Here is a 14,767-nt window from a genome sequence, read left to right as displayed (position 1 = left end):
CTAACAACCCCGTCACGCTGATTTTGGTCGTCGGATAAGCGGGTCGCGGTAAGGTTGAAGATCCATCGCTTCGTTACTTTTCTGGAAAAGAAATATCATTATTCATCTGAACTCTTTAGATAGCAGCGGATCTCATCGTGGTCCGAGCTGCCCCACGGTTCCTGGTGCTCTCATCGCTCCCCACTAAGCAAGTCGAGGGGTTGTCCTCTCGTTTCCACATCGATCCAGCCAATTGCCGCAGCGGCCAGCAGAAGCAATGCCGCAAACAGGCCGATGGCAGCTTCAAAACCGGCACCGATGATCAAACCGACAGCCGAGGGAGCCAGCAGCCCGCCGAAGCGCGCCATCGCCCCGGCCATGCCCATGCCGGTCGCTCGCAGCTCGGTCGGATAGAGTTCCGGCGTGTAGGCGTAAAGAGCTCCCCAGGTGCCGAGCAGAGCGAAGCTCATACCGAGCAACGCCGCTCCGATCAGAAGCGGCTGACCGGCAGCGATGAAGACCAGGCACCCCGCGGCACTCGCCACAAGGAAGCACATGAGCGTCCACCGACGGCCGATCGTTTCAAGGCCAAGTGCGGCCAGCGCATATCCGGGGATTTGAGCCAGGGCCAGCAGCACCAGGAACCCGTACCCGCGCACAAAGCCGTAGCCTTCCGTCACAAGTCGGCTCGGCAGCCAGACAAAAACGCCGTAATAAGCCGACGAAACAAACAGCCATGTTGTGAAAATCAGCAGGCTGCGCCGCCGCAACCCACCGGAAAACAGCTCCGACATGCGAGAGCGCCGCTGCGGGGATGCAGCAAGGTTCCACTGAACCGTCTCCGCGCCATTGCTTCGGGCAATCCGGTCCAGGACAAGACGTGCCTGCTCCGGTTGGCCCCGATGCATCAGGTAGTGCGGAGACTCAGGCAACCAGAGGCGAAGCCAAAAGCCGACTGCCGCCGGCAAAGCGGTCAGGACGAACAGCCAGCGCCATGCCTGCTCACCGGCCCAAAGGCTGGCGCCCCAAGCCGCGAACGCCACCAGGATGGTACCGATGGCCCAGAAACCCTCCAGAGCGACCAGCCACCGGCCACGGTGTCGAGGCGGCAGGAATTCCGCCATCATGGCGTAGTCGACCGGCAGCGTACCGCCCACCCCGATCCCTGTCAGCAGCCGGAGAAAGAGCAGCATCTCGAAGCTGGTCGAGAAGGCGGAGGCCAGGCCGAACACGGCATCAATCGAAACCGTGACAATCAGCACGCGGCGGCGGCCAATCCGATCGGCAAGGCGACCGAAGCCCCAGGCACCGACCAGCATGCCGAGAAACAGCGCCGTTCCGGCCTGGATGGCCTCTGGTATCGACAGTCCGAAGTGGGTTGCGATCGAAGGGGCGGCGAAGCCGATTGCCAGGACCTGCATGGCGTCCGCAGCCCAGACGAGGCCGAAAATCGCCAGCAGACGATAATGAAAGGGTCCGGTGCCAATCCGGCTCAACGCTTGATCGATTGTCACTGCAGGCATCAGGGCCCTTTCATCGTGGTTCGCTCAGATCTCGGAACAGCTTGCCGGCAAAGGTGTTGGCAGACAGGTTCTGTGTCCGTTTCCGGATATCAAGAGAAACGTCATGAACTGCCCGCATTGCCATTTGTCGACCAACGAGCGGGAAGGGCGAACGGTTCATGGCTTCCGACGCTTCCGGTGCCGGGAGTGTGCACGGCGGTTCAACGAGCGGACTGGCACTGTGCTGAACCCGATCCAGGTCCTGACCGACATCATGTTCCTGGTCGTTGTCTGGAAGCTGCGCTGCAAGCTGAGTCTGCGGGACCTTAAGCGGGTTTTAGCCAACGCTTCTGGCGGTAGATATTCCTGATCCGAGGCATCGTATTAGAGCTGCCAGCGCTCAAGACGGGGGTTTAGCCGATCAACATTTTCGCCATTCCATGATCATCGTGAATGGCGCCTTGTGATATCTCCGCACCCTGTCTTCAGGTCCGCTGAATGGTGTTGGTTCATCAAAGAATGTGAGCGCCAAGCCCGCGCCGAGCAGCGCGGACATGTAAGCACTCAGAGGCCGGTGCCAGTTTCGGACTCGCACACCATCCCATTCAACCCACTCTGCCTTCTCTTCAAGATAGTTTCCGAGAGGATGATGCTCGCAGTCGTCATCTCCTTTGATCCAGCCGATTGTGCCATTGGAAGTGAAGAAGCTCGTCAGGTTTGCGATCAGGATCGTTCCCCTGGGCTTGAGAATACGCGCAGCTTCTTGGATCGCTGCACGCATGTCGTCTATGTCGATAAGGCTCAGGTAGAAGACCGCGAGGTCAAACTCGCCATCACTGAATGGTAAGTTCTCGGCAAAGCCGGTGAAATATTTGCCATCTGGATCGCGGCTTCGGGCTCGTTCGATGAAAGGTTTTATTGGATCGACCCCGACGGTGCTGATACCAATCTTCTTCGCCATACGGCAAAATCGTCCATCTCCGCAGCCGATATCCAACATCTTTGCAGCGCCTGACAATTCGGTTCGTTCCAGCATCGGCTTGTCGAGGATGAATTCACGCGCGAAATCACCGCCCTCCGGCATCCTGTCGATCCAGGCCTGGGAAGAGCTGAGCCACCCATTCTCGTCTGGGTCACGTTGGGTCATCGATCGGAGCTTTCTCGTATCACAAAAGGTGGTTTGACGCAGCAGGCTGGCAGAGCCGGTCCGCCGAACGGCCGGTCATCGCGGACATAAACCCAGATCCGGCCGAGCTTAATGTCGATGGCAGCTGAAGGTTGTGGAACAGTACGAACTCAGCCCCCCACAATCATCCGAATGACCCTTCAACCTGCAGAGTGTACGCTCAAAGTCAAAGATTTGAGTCAATGACCTTTGCTGATCAAGGGTCAGTGAATGGAGCCGATTGACATCAAACCGCTGCGTTGGAATACGAGACAGGGTGCGGGACGCTCCCAGACAATGCCGGGGTATTAGACGGGGAACATGGACCGTTGGTCGCGACCCTGCGCCGTGATTTCCTGTAGAACGGCTATATCGGCATTGCCTCCGCTGTATCGGCCACATCCCGTTCGTCGATGGGCGGGCTCCCCTTCGGGGTCAGGTTCTACTCGCTTCGCTCCTCAAGCCCCAAACGGGGTCTTGGCCCTGAATGGTCACGATCCCTCACGCGCTCCGAACGCCAATCCCCTCACCCTCAACGCCTGACCCAGACCGGCGGCAAGTCGCAGGCGACACCGTCCTTTTCCTGGCGCTGCGTCCGGCGGCACTTGTCGGCCATCGCCCGCACATCGTTGAGCACCGCGACCTGGGCCAGGAACGCGGCTCCCTCGACCGCCGCGGCGCCCTGCCGCGCCCCGTCCCAGCGCCCGACGCCATAGCCAGCACCGGCCACCAGCAGGCCGGCCATGGCCAGCATCGCCATCGTTATGAAGCCGGAGCGGCGCACGATCCGCGCGGCCTCCCGCTGGATAGCAACGCCCGCCGCCTGCGAAACGCGCTGGATCAGATCGGCCTCACCCTCCGGCGTCAGGCCACGGGCGCCACCCCTGACCGCCTCGCTGGCGGTTTCCGCCGTCTCCATGACGGTGACCAGCGCCAGGCGCAGCGGGCTGTCCTCCTCCATGCCCGCTCTGGCACAGAAGGTTTCGACGCGCTTGACCCCACCGTTCACGGCAGCCAGCCTGCCTGAGCCGCCCGCTCACCCTCGAGGTCGCGCAACCACTTCCGGACCATGAAGGCATATGTGGGATCGAGCGGCTTGCCGGAGGCCCCCTTCGCCCCCGCCGCAGCACCATAGAAGCCGAGGCCGGACCTGCGGACCAGATCCATGCAGGCCAGCCGCTTCATCAGGACCGGCACCGCTCCGGCGGCAACCATCCCGCCAACACCGGGATCACCCAGCGTCGCCTCGAACGCGCCCGCCATGGTCCGGCCTTCCCTGACGACCCCCTCGTTCATTACCAGGAAGGTGCGCTTCGGCCGGTAGTACCCTGCCTCCCAGATGGAGAGGACGTGCTTCAGGTCCTCCTCCTCGGGGCCGAGGAAATAGAGCGCCAGCGGCTCGATGCCGTACTCCCCGCAGAACTCGACGAGCAGGAGGTCGCGGCCATACTCCTGAAGCACCCGGTCGCCTCCGCCGAGGTCGAGCACGGCCGAGCGCCTCTCCTCGACCATGCGGTTCAAGATACCAGACAACCACTCCTTGAGGTCCGGCAACTCGTCGGTCGCTGGAGATGTTGCCTCGGGGAACAGGCCGGCCAATGTCCTGGAGCGCGTGTCGCCGTCGGCCACGATGACGTCGCGGCCCTGGTTCCGTGCCCGCCACACCAGTTCGGAAAGCCCGGTCGACTTGCCACCGAAACCACGCCCCAGCCCGACCGCGAGAACCGGAGCAGGCGCTGTCTCCCCATCACCCTTCGCCATCATGGTTTCCTTCCTGATCGTTCATTGACCTTCGCTCGGAAGCGCGCCAGCACTTCGTCGGCGTTGATTGAATCTGGAGCTGCCCCTTCCGTCGGCACGACCAGCGCACTCCTCACGACCGGCGCACTCGTGGTGAACGTCGATTTCGCGCTAGCCTGCGCTTTTCCATGCCGACGTCGGACCTTGTGCCAGAGCTTGCGCACAGACTCTGGCTGCAGGGGCTGACCGTCCGTTGCTGTGAACCCACGGCTGGTCAGCACCGCCGTGACCCGATGCCAGTTCGGGCGCACCTCAGAGAACATCTCGAGCAACGCGTCATGGTTGCGGTACATCCACTGGAACAAGGGCGACCGGCGGCCACCGCCGCGTTCCCGCAGGGTCGCTTTCAGTTCCGCCAGCATGTTCGGCTCATCGGTGTCCGTCATGACGTAATCGCTCCCTGCTCGTCCCCGTGTCCTCGCCTGCTCGGAGTTATCAGAGTCACCGTTACCGCCCCTGCGTCGCCGCGCTCACCGTCAACGTTTCTTCCCCCTATCGTCACCGTGTCGTCAGTCTTTCGGGTCCATAAGCGACCTCAACCGTCCCTGTATCGTCCACTATTCGGATCTGTAAGCGTCGCCGTAATGGCCCCTGCGTTGTCCCATACTCGGAGCTATAAGCGTGCCGTTGTTTGCCTCTTCAGGCGGCCCTTAGCGGATACTGTCCCAGCAGGGAGGCGGTTAGTGCCTCATCGGGAGGCTGTGAACACGTCACTCGCCCGTTTCAGAGTGATCTTCAGGCACTTCTAGACTCCATCGATAAAGGCTTTGGTGTACTGACGGTTAGTCATGCAACTTTTGTAGCAAGAAAAAGGGAAACGCCGCGCTCACCTTGCTATCCTCCTGTTCTGACAGCTGATCTTGCGGGGCTTTGGGAGCCCAGTGCCGTGCTTGCGCCGTACGGTGTTTTGCGGCGGATAAGCGGCGTTCTCCGCATCCAGCGCCGCAGTCACGCGGCACCGGAAAGCTGCTATCCATGGGGCGTTTCAGGCGGCAGGGCGGCCAGACTGGCGACGATGACGTCCATGACACACTCCCCGCAATCCTGTTCTCGACCGATCCGCCAAAGGGGCAAGGCGGTCGGGATGCTCTTGGGTATCCCGACCGCCTTGCCAGGGCCAAAGTGCGGGAAATAGGTTTTGAGAGGGGGGCTATTGCAAGATGAAAGACGTGTCCCCGTGCCACGCTGAATCCCTCCTTTTCCCACGCGTTTGCTTGTCCCTGGCCAGTAGTCAATGTCCCTGATGTAGGGTAAGCTATACTACTGTGTTATGGTAGTCATAATCGGAGGGAATGTGAAGTGGCAGCGCGCGCTCTAATGGGTAGGACGAAAGACGATTTTATCGAGAAGTGGCTGAGACCGGCGCCGAAGGTGGAACCGCCAGCGAGCGGGCGGTTCCACCTGCCCGACCTCGGCAAATTGGCGGCGGCGCGGCGTGGTTCGGCGCGACTGTCCGGGGGCGAAGGATCGCCGTACCGCAGGCGGGTGGTGGTGATCGCCTACCATTACCGCATGGCCGGCACCGGACATTCCAAGTTGTACAGTCACCTGAACTACATCGAACGGCCGCGGGCGGGCGAGCGGGCGGTGACGCCAACCCTGATCGACGGCCGGAGCGATGCCGTCATGGGGCACTCGGTCATCAGCGCCTGGAAGGATGACCGCCACCACTTCCGCATCATCCTGGCGCCGGCCGACGGCCACCGGCTCGACATGACGGCCTATACCCGCGCGTACATGGCCGAGCTGGAGACGGCGCTGGGCACCCGGCTGGAGTGGATGGCCGGCATTCACGAGAAGGCGGACGCGGCGCATCCGATGAACCGGCACGCCCACATCGTGCTGCGCGGCATCGCCAGGGACGGTTCCGATCTAGTGATGCGGCGGGAATTCATCGTCCGTGAGATGCGCCGGATCGCCGAGGACCTGGCCACCCGACACCTGGGCCAGATGAGCCAGCGCGAGCTGGACGCGCATCTCGCGCGGCAGGCCGAGCGGCAGCGGACGGGCGAGCGCACCTACAACTCGGGGAGGCGTCCGGTGCGAGGAGACGGGCTGGGCCATGACTGACGTCAACCTGGGCCAGATCCTGGCCAACCCGGAGCCGTTCGTGCAGGCCACGCGGCTGTGGATCGAGAGCAACGCCACGCTGCTGGCCGGCTGCGCGGTGGGTGCACTGACGGCCGCTGGGGTTGCCGGGTTCGGTGTCGGCGCGGTGGTGGACCGCGTGCGCCAGTCAGCCGGGGACCGGCGCCGGTACGGCGGCGTCCGTGAGGCCAGGCACGCCGGTCTGCTGCGCAACCCGAAGCTGGAGTATTCCGGCATCCCCATGGGGCGGATCGGCCGCAGGCGCCTGTGCTGGGTCAACCAGGAGCCGGTGCTGGTGACCGGGGGCACGCGGTCGGGCAAGGGCGTCGGCGTGATCCGCCCGGCCTGCCTGACCTATGGCGGGCCGATGGTGATGTACGACGGCGGCAAGGGCGAGCTGTTCCGCGACACCTCAGGCTGGCGGAGCCGGTTCAGCCACGTGCTGAACCTCGACCTGACCAATCCGAACGGCGTCCACTTCAATTTCCTGGATGAGGTCGATCCAGCGAACCCGGTGGCTGGCGCCGACAACATCGCCAGGGCCGTGCCGCGCCCGGCCTATGCCGACGGCCATTTCGAGCCGGCGGCGGACCGGCTGATCGCCGCGGTGATCCTGCACGTGCTGCATGGGAAACCGAACGACAGGAAGAACATGGCCGAGGTCGTGCGCCTGATCGCCCAGGGCGACGTCGGCATGCGCCACATCGTCGGCAAGGCGGCGCACACCATCGCGGTCGACCGCATCAAAGGCCTGTTCGGCGGCAGCCTGTCCGGAGCCAGCGCCGAGGACGGCATGAGGTACCGGCAGAGCGTCTACAACAGCGCCCTGGTGCGGATGTCGGCGTTCGAGGACCCGGTCGTCGCCCAGATCACCAGCCGGTCCGATTTCAGGATGCGCGACCTGTTCCGGCTCAGTCCAGCCAACCGGCCGGTGTCGCTGTACCTGACGACGCCGGCCAGCGAGGACGACCGGCTGCGCCCGGTCATCTCCCTGTTCCTGTCGCTTCTGATCGGCGCCATCATGCGCGAGCAGCCGGCACGCGACGGCGAGCCGCGCTCGCTGCTGGTGATCGACGAGTTCGCCAGCCTGCGCCTGGAGATCCTGCAGACGGCCATCACCCGGATTGTCGGCTGCGGCGCCACGATGCTGCTGGGCGCCCAGTCGCTCAACGCCCTGCGGCAGCCGCCCTATGGACCGTACAACCAGTTCCGAGACAATATCCGCTGCCATGTCGCCTATGCGGCGAACGACGGCATGACCCAGCAGGAGATCTCGCAGTCCTGCGGCACCGTGTCCGAGCGGCGCAGCTCGGTCAGCCACAGTCGGCCGGCGGGAAGCTGGGGGCGGTCCCGCACCGAAACCCGGAGCGAGATCGAGCGGCCGGTGATCGAGCCGAGCAAGGTCCGATCGCTGCCCGACGGTGACGAGCTGGTGTTCATCACCGGCCAGCCGGTAATCCGCGCCCGCAAGATCCGCGACTTCAAGGACGCGGTCCTGAGGAAGCGCCTGAACCTGGCGCCGGCTCTGCTGCGGGGTGGGCCTGACGGCCAGTATCCCGACCTGCCCCACCCGCGGCGGCAGAGCATCTGGGCCGGCGTGATGGTCGATCGCCACCCACCGACCAGCAGCCGCGATGACGGCGGCGAGCTGCCGGAGCCGCCGGACTGGGCGGACAAACAGGACGTCCCTCCCAAGCAGGCCGCGGTCAAGCCAAAGCGCAAGCGCAAGCTGGCCATCGCTCCCGAAGGTGATCAATGAGGAAGGTGGAGTTCAAGCTGTACCTGACGCCCGAACTCGCGGACCAGGTGGCCGAGACGACGGCGCGGTTCCGTTCCGCCGGCCGCCAAGTTAGCCGCAACGAGGTGCTGGAACAGCTGATCGGGGACGGGTTCCGCCTGTGGCGGCGCGAGACCGAGGTAATCAGCCGGGTCGAGGCCAGCATCGCCGGGCTGATCGACCAGTCGGCCCGGCACGACCGGCTGCTGCGGTCGATCCTGCTGACCCTGGCCGATGGGGACATGGAGGAGTACCGCCGGGTGATTGAAACAATCGAGAAGGAGGGATCGAATGTGGCCTGATCCGATGACGGCGGATGCGCCGGGCACACTTGGCACGGACCTGACAACAGCCGACCGGGCGGAAAGCCTACGGCGCCGGCTGGAGGACCTGGAGGACGCCTATGGCCCGGCGATCCGCAGGGCGCGGCAGACACCGGGATGCACCGACATCGCGATGAATGAGGATGGTTCGATCTGGACAACGGTGGGTGGAACCACAGCACCCACCGGCGAGAGTCTGACCGGCCATGCGCCGCTGCGCATCGTTAACCTGGTTGCCGACATCGACAACCATCCGATCGAGAAGGCGGCGCTGTCGGCCAACCTACCGACCGGCGAACGGTTCGCAGCCCTGCTGCCGCCGACAGTGCGCCGGATAATCTTCTCAATCCGCCTGCCGCCAGGGCGGGTCTTCACGCTGGATGACTATGTCGCATCCGGCATCATGATCGAGGGTCAAGCCGACACCCTGCGCCGTGCGGTCTCTGAGCGGCGCAACATCCTGATCGTCGGCGGCACCGGCGCCGGCAAGAGCACGCTGGCGAACGCGCTGCTGGCCGAGCCGGATTTCCAAGTCAGCCGCACCTGCATCATCCAGGACCAGGACGAGCTCAAGTGCAGCGGTCCCAACGTGGTGCGGGCCTTCACCGGTGCGATGACGGCACGTGAGCTGGTGCGAGAGTTCCTGCGGCACAATCCCGACCGGATCGTAATCGGCGAGATCCGCGACGGCACCACAGCCCTGGAATGGATCGGGGCGAGCAATACCGGCCATCCCGGCGGTCTGTCCACCGCCCATGCCAACTCGGCCGCCCACGGCCTGTCGCGGATTTCCCGGCTGGTCGGCCAAGTTGCCGTCAACGTGCCTCATGCCGACATCGTCGAGGCGGTCGAGCTGGTCGCCTTTATCCAGCGGGAGCGGGACGGTTCGCGCCGGCTGGTCGAGGTCGCCAAGCCGGTGCGACACGACGGTGAGCGGTACAGGACCGGGCCCGCATGACATCGTTGCAAGGTATTCCATAATCTGTGACAATGACTACTGCATGACAGTAGTTACAAAATTGAGGAGTAGATCAATTCGTTCGATACGCAACTTAATCCTTCTGGCAGCCGCTGGCTTTGCCACGGCGCTCGCCGCTGATCCGGCGCTGGCCCAGTCTGCGGATGGCGGCGGCGACGCACGGTTTGGGCAACGCATGGGCGCGATGCTGAACTGGGCTTCCGGTGCGGGGGTGGCAGCCGCCCTGTTCAGTTTCCCGCCGGCCTGCGTCTTCCTGTTCATGCGCAACCGTCCACCGTGCCCGAAAACCCGGCTACCCACGGGATGTCGCGGATTTCCGGATTGACCGGCCGGATTGCGGTCACTGTGCCCGTGCCGGGATCGTCAAACCGGTGGGGCACGGCGGCGAGCGGAATAGGACTGAACCCGGAAGACATCGTTGCGGAAAATTCCATAATCTGTGACAATGACTACGGCAGTACAGTAGTCGCGAAATTGAGGAGTAGATCAATGCGTTCGATGCGCAAGTTCATCCTTCTGGCAGCGGTTGGTTCTGTCACGGCTCTCGCCGCCTATCCGGCGCTGGCCCAGTTCGCCGGCGGTGCCGCCGCTCCGTTCCAGCAGGGTATGTCGACCGTGCTGAACTGGGCTTTCATCGCCGGGGTGGCCGTCGCCCTGTTCAGCTTCCTGTTCGCCTGCGTCTCCCTGTTCATGCGCAACCTGATCGGCTTCGCCGGTGGTGTGCTGGGGGTGGTGATCGGCGGGGCGCTGATGGCCAACGCGCAGACGCTCGTTCAGTCGCTCACCGGCCTGACCAGCGCGTTCTGAGCCATGGAAACCGGGCGCACGTTCAAAAGCCTGGAAGAGCCGCCGAACTACTTCGGCTGCCACATCCATATCGCGCTGATCGCGATCCTGATGCCGGTGGCGGCCCTGCTGGGATTTTTGTTCCTCAATTGGCTGGTGGCGCTGCTGGTGGTGCTGTCCGCCCTCGGCATGTCGGCGGTCATCTTCGGTATCGGGGCCTGGCTGGGCCGAGGGCGGTCAGCGGCACCTGCTCAATGAGGAGCATTACCTCGATGTTTAGAACCGGGCTGAACCGGGGGGCTACCGTCGTCCCCCTCACCGAGCGATTGCCCTGGGCCTACTTCGCTGATCCGGGCATCGTGTTCCTGAAGTACGGCGGGTTCATGCGGACTCTCCGGTTCCGGGGCGGCGATGCCGCCAGCATGAGCGAGGCCGAGCTGATCGCGACCGTGCGCCGGCTCCATGACGCCCTGCGCCGGGTTCGCGGCCAGATGAGCCTCCACATCGAGGCCCGGCGGGTTCCGGCCTGCGGGTATCCAGGGGCCGACCTGTCCGATCAGGAGCGGCGGCGGCAGTGGCCCGATCCGGTCAGCTTCCTGTTCGACGAGGAGCGCCGTGACGCCTACGACGCAGCCGGCGCCCATTTCGAGACCCGGCGCACCATCACGTTCGTCTGGCGCTGCTCCAGGGCCTCGACCCGGCGGGCGCGGGCGCTGTTCGTGAGCGGCGGGTCCGGCCCCCAGGGCCGGGAAGGCAGCCGCGAGTTGCACGAGTTCCTCCAGGCCAGCGACACCGTCAAAGGCATGCTGGACGGCGTAATGAAGGAGTGCGCCTGGCTGGGCGACGACGACACCTTCAACTTCCTGCATGGGACGGTGAGCGTCAACCCGCATCGGGTGAAGCCGTCCTTCGGCAAGGCCAGGATTGATTACGACGTCGCCGACTGCCGGGTGGTCGGCGGCATGGCGCCGATGCTGGGCGACTGCCACATGCGCGTCATCAGCGTCAGGAACGCACCCGATACCATCCCGGCGGCCCTGGCGGCGTTAGACACCCTGCCGTTCGAGCATCGCTATGCCCTGCGCTGGATGGGTCTGGAACTCGGCGAGGGACTGCGCCGGATCGAACGCCAGTTCCAGGACTGGAAGATGCTGGGCATCGCCATGGTCCCGATGCTGATCGGGTACCTGCTGAAGTCGGATAGGCGGAAGGAGAACCAGGCGGCCAACGCCATGGCCGAGGATACCATCGAGGCCCTGTATGCCGCGCGCCGGGACGAGCTGACGATCGGCCACGCCAACATCAACGTCGTAGTCTGGGACCGCGACCCGCTGGGCCTGGACCTCAAGGTCCGGACGGTGACCGACATCCTGCAGCGGCTCGGTCTGACCGTGGCCAGTCATGGGGTGGCATCGATCGACACCTGGCTGGGCACCCTGCCCGGCCATATCTACGCCGACCTGCGCCGGCCGATCCGCACCTCGGTCAACCTGTCCCACTTCGCGCCCTACAGCAGTGTCTGGAGCGGGGAGACGCGAAACGCCCACCTGAACGGCGCCCCGCTGCTGATCGCCACGACGGACGGCTCGACGCCGTTCCGCATCAACCTGCACCGCGGCGATCTGGGCCATACCCTGCTTCTGGGTCCGTCCGGTAACGGCAAGACGACGCTGCTCAATGGCCTGTGCGTCGGGTGGCGCCGCTATCGCCGCGCCAGGGTCTGCATCTTCACGATCAAGGGCGGCGGCGAGATCGTCACCCGCCTGCTGGGCGGCGTCTCCTATGACGTCGGCGCCGTCGGTCCCGGCGCCCTCGGGTTCCAGCCGCTTGCCCACACCGACGAGCCGAATGAGCGCATCGAGCTGCTGGACTGGGTGCTGGGCCTGCTGCGGGACCAGGGTGTCGCGATCGACACCGACGCGCGTGAGGAAGTGGCCGGCGCGCTGGACCTGATTGCCGGGAACCCGCGCGAGCGCCGCACCCTGACCCATCTGTCGGGATACCTCAATACCCTGTCGCTCAAGCGGGCGATCCAGCACTATGCGCTGGCCGGCGGCACCTATGGCCGGCTGCTGGATGACGACCGGGACCGCATCGCGCTGTCGGACATCCTCAGCCTCGACATGACCGAGCTGCTCAAGAAGACCAGTATCGCGCCGCACGTCCTGACCCACCTGTTCCGCTACGTCGAGCGCAGGATCTTCACGGGCGACCCGGTTCTGCTAGTGGTCGACGAGGCGTGGCGGTTCCTGGGCGACGCGCTGTTCACGGCCAGGTTCGAGGAATGGCTGCGCGCCGCCCGGTCCAGGAACGTGGTCGTGGTGTTCGCCACCCAGAACATGAAGGATGCTTTTGACGGCACGATCGGCAAGGTGCTGGCCGACGCCGAGAACGTGCCGAACATCATCCTGCTGCCCAACGAACGAGCCCTGAGCGAGAAGGGCCGGCGGGCCTACGAGCAGCTTGGATTCCATGAGCGGGATATTGAGATCGTCGCTACCGCCACCCCGAAGCGGCAGTATTACTTCACCTGCCCGGCGGGCCGGCGGCTGTTCGATTTCAACCTCGGCCCATTGGGCACGGTGCTGTGCGCCTCCACCTCGGCCGACGACCTGAAGATGGCCCGCCGCATCCTGGCCGAGCATCCCGACGCGTTCACCGAGCACTTCCTGGAAGCCAGGGGACTGCCCCTGGCGGCCGAGTTCGTCCGGCGGGAAGCCGGTCGCGAACCGGTCGGACTGGCCGCCGCCGAGTAGGAGGACCCATGAGGCACCATACCTTCACCGCCGTGCTGCTGGCCGGCACGATCCTGGGCTTTCCAGCCCTCGGCCAGACCAGTGGCTCCTGCTCAAGCTCCGGCGCCCTCAGCGACGCCTCGGCGGCAGTCGGCGCCGCCTGGAGCCTATTCACCGGAGGCCGGGCTACGGCACCGCTCCAGGTGGCCCAGCAGCTTCAGCTGGTGGCCCAGCGCATCTGCCAGACCGAACAGCTGATGGCGCAGCTCCGGATGCTTTCGGGCATCGATCTGCGGACGGCCGACGATGTTCTGGCGGTTCTCAATCGACTGGACCCGATGCTGCGGCAAGCCGACTTCCTGATAACCGACCAAGCCCTCATGGCGGCCCTCGAGAAAGCCTATCCGGAAGCGTTCCCCTCAGGATCGACCTGGCAGGACATGGCAAGCCAGCAGATCATCTGGAACGAGCGCACCCGGTCGGCTCTCGACCGGAAAAGCCGCATCGAGAACAGCGTGATCCAGCAACAGCGGGCGGCGCTCCAGCGGGCGGGTCGCATCGAGGCGGCGGGCCGGGCAAGCGGCGGCATCCGCGGCGCGCAGCTCGCGACCAACGCGCTGCTGACCGAGCTGATGGGATCGCTGAACAGCCAGATCACCGCCACGGTGGCCCAGCAGAGGGCGCTGGCCGAAGTCCAGTACAGGGCGGAGACGAGCAAGCAGGCCGCGAACGCCACCGCGGAGGAGTTCATGTCCAACCTGGCGACATGCGGTAACTGCAACATCAGCCGTCCGTTTCTAGGAAACTAGGAGGATTAGACATGAAGGCATTAGCGATCGCAGGGCTTTTGCTTGCCGGTCTGTCGATTTCGGCATGCTGGGACGACGATCAGAAGAAGAAATCTACCGAGTTCATGTCAAACCTGACCAAGTGCGAAAACGACTGCAGGATTTCAAAGCCATTTTTGGGCGCCAAGAAGGATGCGTCCGATGGAAAGTGACTATAACTTCCTGAACAACGCCATCACCGACATGTTGGCCAAGATCACGTCGGTCGGTGGCATAGTGGATGGAGCCTTGCAGCCGGTCTACTTCATCACCGGCGTCCTGCTGCTGGTGTTCGCCTGCATCAAGTTCATGTGGCAGCGTGATCTGTCACCTCTGGCCGCATTCGTCGTCCGGTACATACAGTTGATGGTCCTCATCTTCGTTTCCGGCCAATGGATGCCGCTGACGGAAAATTACGTGGCTCAGATGGGGAGTTTCGGAGCGAACGCCGCCGGCTTCGACATTCTCCAACTAGCGCCGGGACCAGTGATCATGCGCGCCCTGGAGCTCGCCAACCGCATGTATACGGAGAATATGTCGTGGATGCGGCTGATCTTCGGCTCGACCGAGGATACAGTTGCACACTTGCTGCTGGCATTCGGGTGTGTCGGCACGATCCTGCTGGCCATCTTCATGGCCGCCTGGATCATGCTGTTCTTCGTCGTGTTCAAGCTCGCCACCGTGGTGGCGCTGGTCTTTCTGGCGTTCCTGATGTTCGACGCCGCCCGCTTCATGGCAGCTCCCGGTCTCGCCCGCATCCTGGCTTACGGCGTCCAGATGCTGGTGCTGGGCTTGGTCACCGGCCT

General features: G+C 64.3%; 16 protein-coding genes. 11 read left to right on the top strand and 5 right to left on the bottom strand.

Annotated elements, in window-relative coordinates; all coding sequences use genetic code 11:
* Window positions 1-170: 170 nt before the first annotated feature.
* Window positions 171-1,502: an MFS transporter gene (locus tag AC5JJ6_RS19030; RefSeq protein ID WP_496043561.1), complete on the bottom strand. Its 1,332-nt coding sequence runs from the start codon at window positions 1,500-1,502 to the stop codon at window positions 171-173.
* A gap of 103 nt (window positions 1,503-1,605) precedes the next feature.
* On the opposite strand from AC5JJ6_RS19030, the gene AC5JJ6_RS19025 reads away from it, so the two are divergent.
* Window positions 1,606-1,851 (top strand): transposase, encoded by a 246-nt coding sequence (locus AC5JJ6_RS19025; protein ID WP_496043560.1) that lies wholly within the window; start codon window positions 1,606-1,608, stop codon window positions 1,849-1,851.
* A 51-nt stretch (window positions 1,852-1,902) separates the two neighbouring features.
* Here AC5JJ6_RS19025 and AC5JJ6_RS19020 read toward each other — a convergent pair whose 3' ends face one another.
* The 4 genes from AC5JJ6_RS19020 to AC5JJ6_RS19005 all read right to left on the bottom strand — a co-directional run bounded on the left by AC5JJ6_RS19020 (window position 1,903) and on the right by AC5JJ6_RS19005 (window position 4,832).
* On the bottom strand, window positions 1,903-2,628 hold the full coding sequence (locus tag AC5JJ6_RS19020; protein ID WP_496043559.1) for a class I SAM-dependent methyltransferase: 726 nt from the start codon (window positions 2,626-2,628) through the stop codon (window positions 1,903-1,905).
* 550 nt (window positions 2,629-3,178) lie between these two features.
* The gene (locus AC5JJ6_RS19015) at window positions 3,179-3,655 is read right to left on the bottom strand and encodes a hypothetical protein (RefSeq protein WP_496043558.1); all 477 of its coding nucleotides are present in this window, start codon (window positions 3,653-3,655) and stop codon (window positions 3,179-3,181) included.
* On the bottom strand, window positions 3,652-4,410 hold the full coding sequence (locus AC5JJ6_RS19010; RefSeq protein WP_496043557.1) for a hypothetical protein: 759 nt from the start codon (window positions 4,408-4,410) through the stop codon (window positions 3,652-3,654). Before AC5JJ6_RS19010 ends, AC5JJ6_RS19015 begins: the two co-directional genes overlap by 4 nt.
* Complete coding sequence (locus tag AC5JJ6_RS19005) at window positions 4,407-4,832, bottom strand: hypothetical protein (protein WP_496043556.1); 426 nt, start codon at window positions 4,830-4,832, stop codon at window positions 4,407-4,409. Before AC5JJ6_RS19005 ends, AC5JJ6_RS19010 begins: the two co-directional genes overlap by 4 nt.
* A gap of 985 nt (window positions 4,833-5,817) precedes the next feature.
* Between AC5JJ6_RS19005 and AC5JJ6_RS19000 the strand changes: the two genes are divergently transcribed.
* From AC5JJ6_RS19000 to AC5JJ6_RS18955, 10 genes are all read left to right on the top strand, one after another.
* Complete coding sequence (locus AC5JJ6_RS19000) at window positions 5,818-6,516, top strand: hypothetical protein (RefSeq protein ID WP_496043555.1); 699 nt, start codon at window positions 5,818-5,820, stop codon at window positions 6,514-6,516.
* Window positions 6,509-8,293, top strand: coding sequence for a type IV secretory system conjugative DNA transfer family protein (locus tag AC5JJ6_RS18995; protein ID WP_496043554.1), 1,785 nt, complete (start codon window positions 6,509-6,511; stop codon window positions 8,291-8,293). Before AC5JJ6_RS19000 ends, AC5JJ6_RS18995 begins: the two co-directional genes overlap by 8 nt.
* Window positions 8,290-8,613 (top strand): hypothetical protein, encoded by a 324-nt coding sequence (locus AC5JJ6_RS18990; protein ID WP_496043553.1) that lies wholly within the window; start codon window positions 8,290-8,292, stop codon window positions 8,611-8,613. The genes AC5JJ6_RS18995 and AC5JJ6_RS18990 overlap by 4 nt, the downstream gene beginning before the upstream one ends.
* A complete protein-coding gene (locus AC5JJ6_RS18985; RefSeq protein ID WP_496043552.1) occupies window positions 8,603-9,592 on the top strand; it encodes an ATPase, T2SS/T4P/T4SS family in 990 nt (329 codons plus the stop codon). Before AC5JJ6_RS18990 ends, AC5JJ6_RS18985 begins: the two co-directional genes overlap by 11 nt.
* Window positions 9,593-10,102: 510 nt before the next feature.
* Window positions 10,103-10,420: a hypothetical protein gene (locus AC5JJ6_RS18980; RefSeq protein ID WP_496043551.1), complete on the top strand. Its 318-nt coding sequence runs from the start codon at window positions 10,103-10,105 to the stop codon at window positions 10,418-10,420.
* Window positions 10,421-10,423: 3 nt separating this feature from the next.
* The gene (locus tag AC5JJ6_RS18975; protein WP_496043550.1) at window positions 10,424-10,657 is read left to right on the top strand and encodes a hypothetical protein; all 234 of its coding nucleotides are present in this window, start codon (window positions 10,424-10,426) and stop codon (window positions 10,655-10,657) included.
* Window positions 10,658-10,671: 14 nt separating this feature from the next.
* Window positions 10,672-13,155, top strand: a complete 2,484-nt coding sequence (locus AC5JJ6_RS18970) for a hypothetical protein (RefSeq protein ID WP_496043549.1) — start codon at window positions 10,672-10,674, stop codon at window positions 13,153-13,155.
* Between the two features lie 8 nt (window positions 13,156-13,163).
* Entirely contained in the window at window positions 13,164-13,943 is a 780-nt protein-coding gene (locus AC5JJ6_RS18965) for a hypothetical protein (RefSeq protein WP_496043548.1), read from the top strand.
* An 11-nt stretch (window positions 13,944-13,954) separates the two neighbouring features.
* Window positions 13,955-14,134, top strand: coding sequence for a hypothetical protein (locus AC5JJ6_RS18960; RefSeq protein WP_496043547.1), 180 nt, complete (start codon window positions 13,955-13,957; stop codon window positions 14,132-14,134).
* A partial coding sequence (locus tag AC5JJ6_RS18955; protein ID WP_496043546.1) for a type IV secretion system protein occupies window positions 14,124-14,767 on the top strand: 644 nt, incomplete at its 3' end. The genes AC5JJ6_RS18960 and AC5JJ6_RS18955, both read left to right, overlap by 11 nt.

This window comes from Skermanella sp. (assembly GCF_059503625.1).
The sequence above is the reverse complement of the archived record's forward strand: the minus strand, read 5'-3'. Positions and strand labels throughout refer to the sequence as shown.

Coding starts and splice junctions, on each gene's coding strand:
- AC5JJ6_RS19030 (WP_496043561.1), bottom strand. CDS start 1,502: ATGCCTGCAGTGACAATCGATCAAGCGTTGAGCCGGATTGGCACCGGA.
- AC5JJ6_RS19025 (WP_496043560.1), top strand. CDS start 1,606: ATGAACTGCCCGCATTGCCATTTGTCGACCAACGAGCGGGAAGGGCGA.
- AC5JJ6_RS19020 (WP_496043559.1), bottom strand. CDS start 2,628: ATGACCCAACGTGACCCAGACGAGAATGGGTGGCTCAGCTCTTCCCAG.
- AC5JJ6_RS19010 (WP_496043557.1), bottom strand. CDS start 4,410: ATGATGGCGAAGGGTGATGGGGAGACAGCGCCTGCTCCGGTTCTCGCG.
- AC5JJ6_RS19005 (WP_496043556.1), bottom strand. CDS start 4,832: ATGACGGACACCGATGAGCCGAACATGCTGGCGGAACTGAAAGCGACC.
- AC5JJ6_RS18995 (WP_496043554.1), top strand. CDS start 6,509: ATGACTGACGTCAACCTGGGCCAGATCCTGGCCAACCCGGAGCCGTTC.
- AC5JJ6_RS18990 (WP_496043553.1), top strand. CDS start 8,290: ATGAGGAAGGTGGAGTTCAAGCTGTACCTGACGCCCGAACTCGCGGAC.
- AC5JJ6_RS18985 (WP_496043552.1), top strand. CDS start 8,603: ATGTGGCCTGATCCGATGACGGCGGATGCGCCGGGCACACTTGGCACG.
- AC5JJ6_RS18980 (WP_496043551.1), top strand. CDS start 10,103: ATGCGTTCGATGCGCAAGTTCATCCTTCTGGCAGCGGTTGGTTCTGTC.
- AC5JJ6_RS18975 (WP_496043550.1), top strand. CDS start 10,424: ATGGAAACCGGGCGCACGTTCAAAAGCCTGGAAGAGCCGCCGAACTAC.
- AC5JJ6_RS18970 (WP_496043549.1), top strand. CDS start 10,672: ATGTTTAGAACCGGGCTGAACCGGGGGGCTACCGTCGTCCCCCTCACC.
- AC5JJ6_RS18965 (WP_496043548.1), top strand. CDS start 13,164: ATGAGGCACCATACCTTCACCGCCGTGCTGCTGGCCGGCACGATCCTG.
- AC5JJ6_RS18960 (WP_496043547.1), top strand. CDS start 13,955: ATGAAGGCATTAGCGATCGCAGGGCTTTTGCTTGCCGGTCTGTCGATT.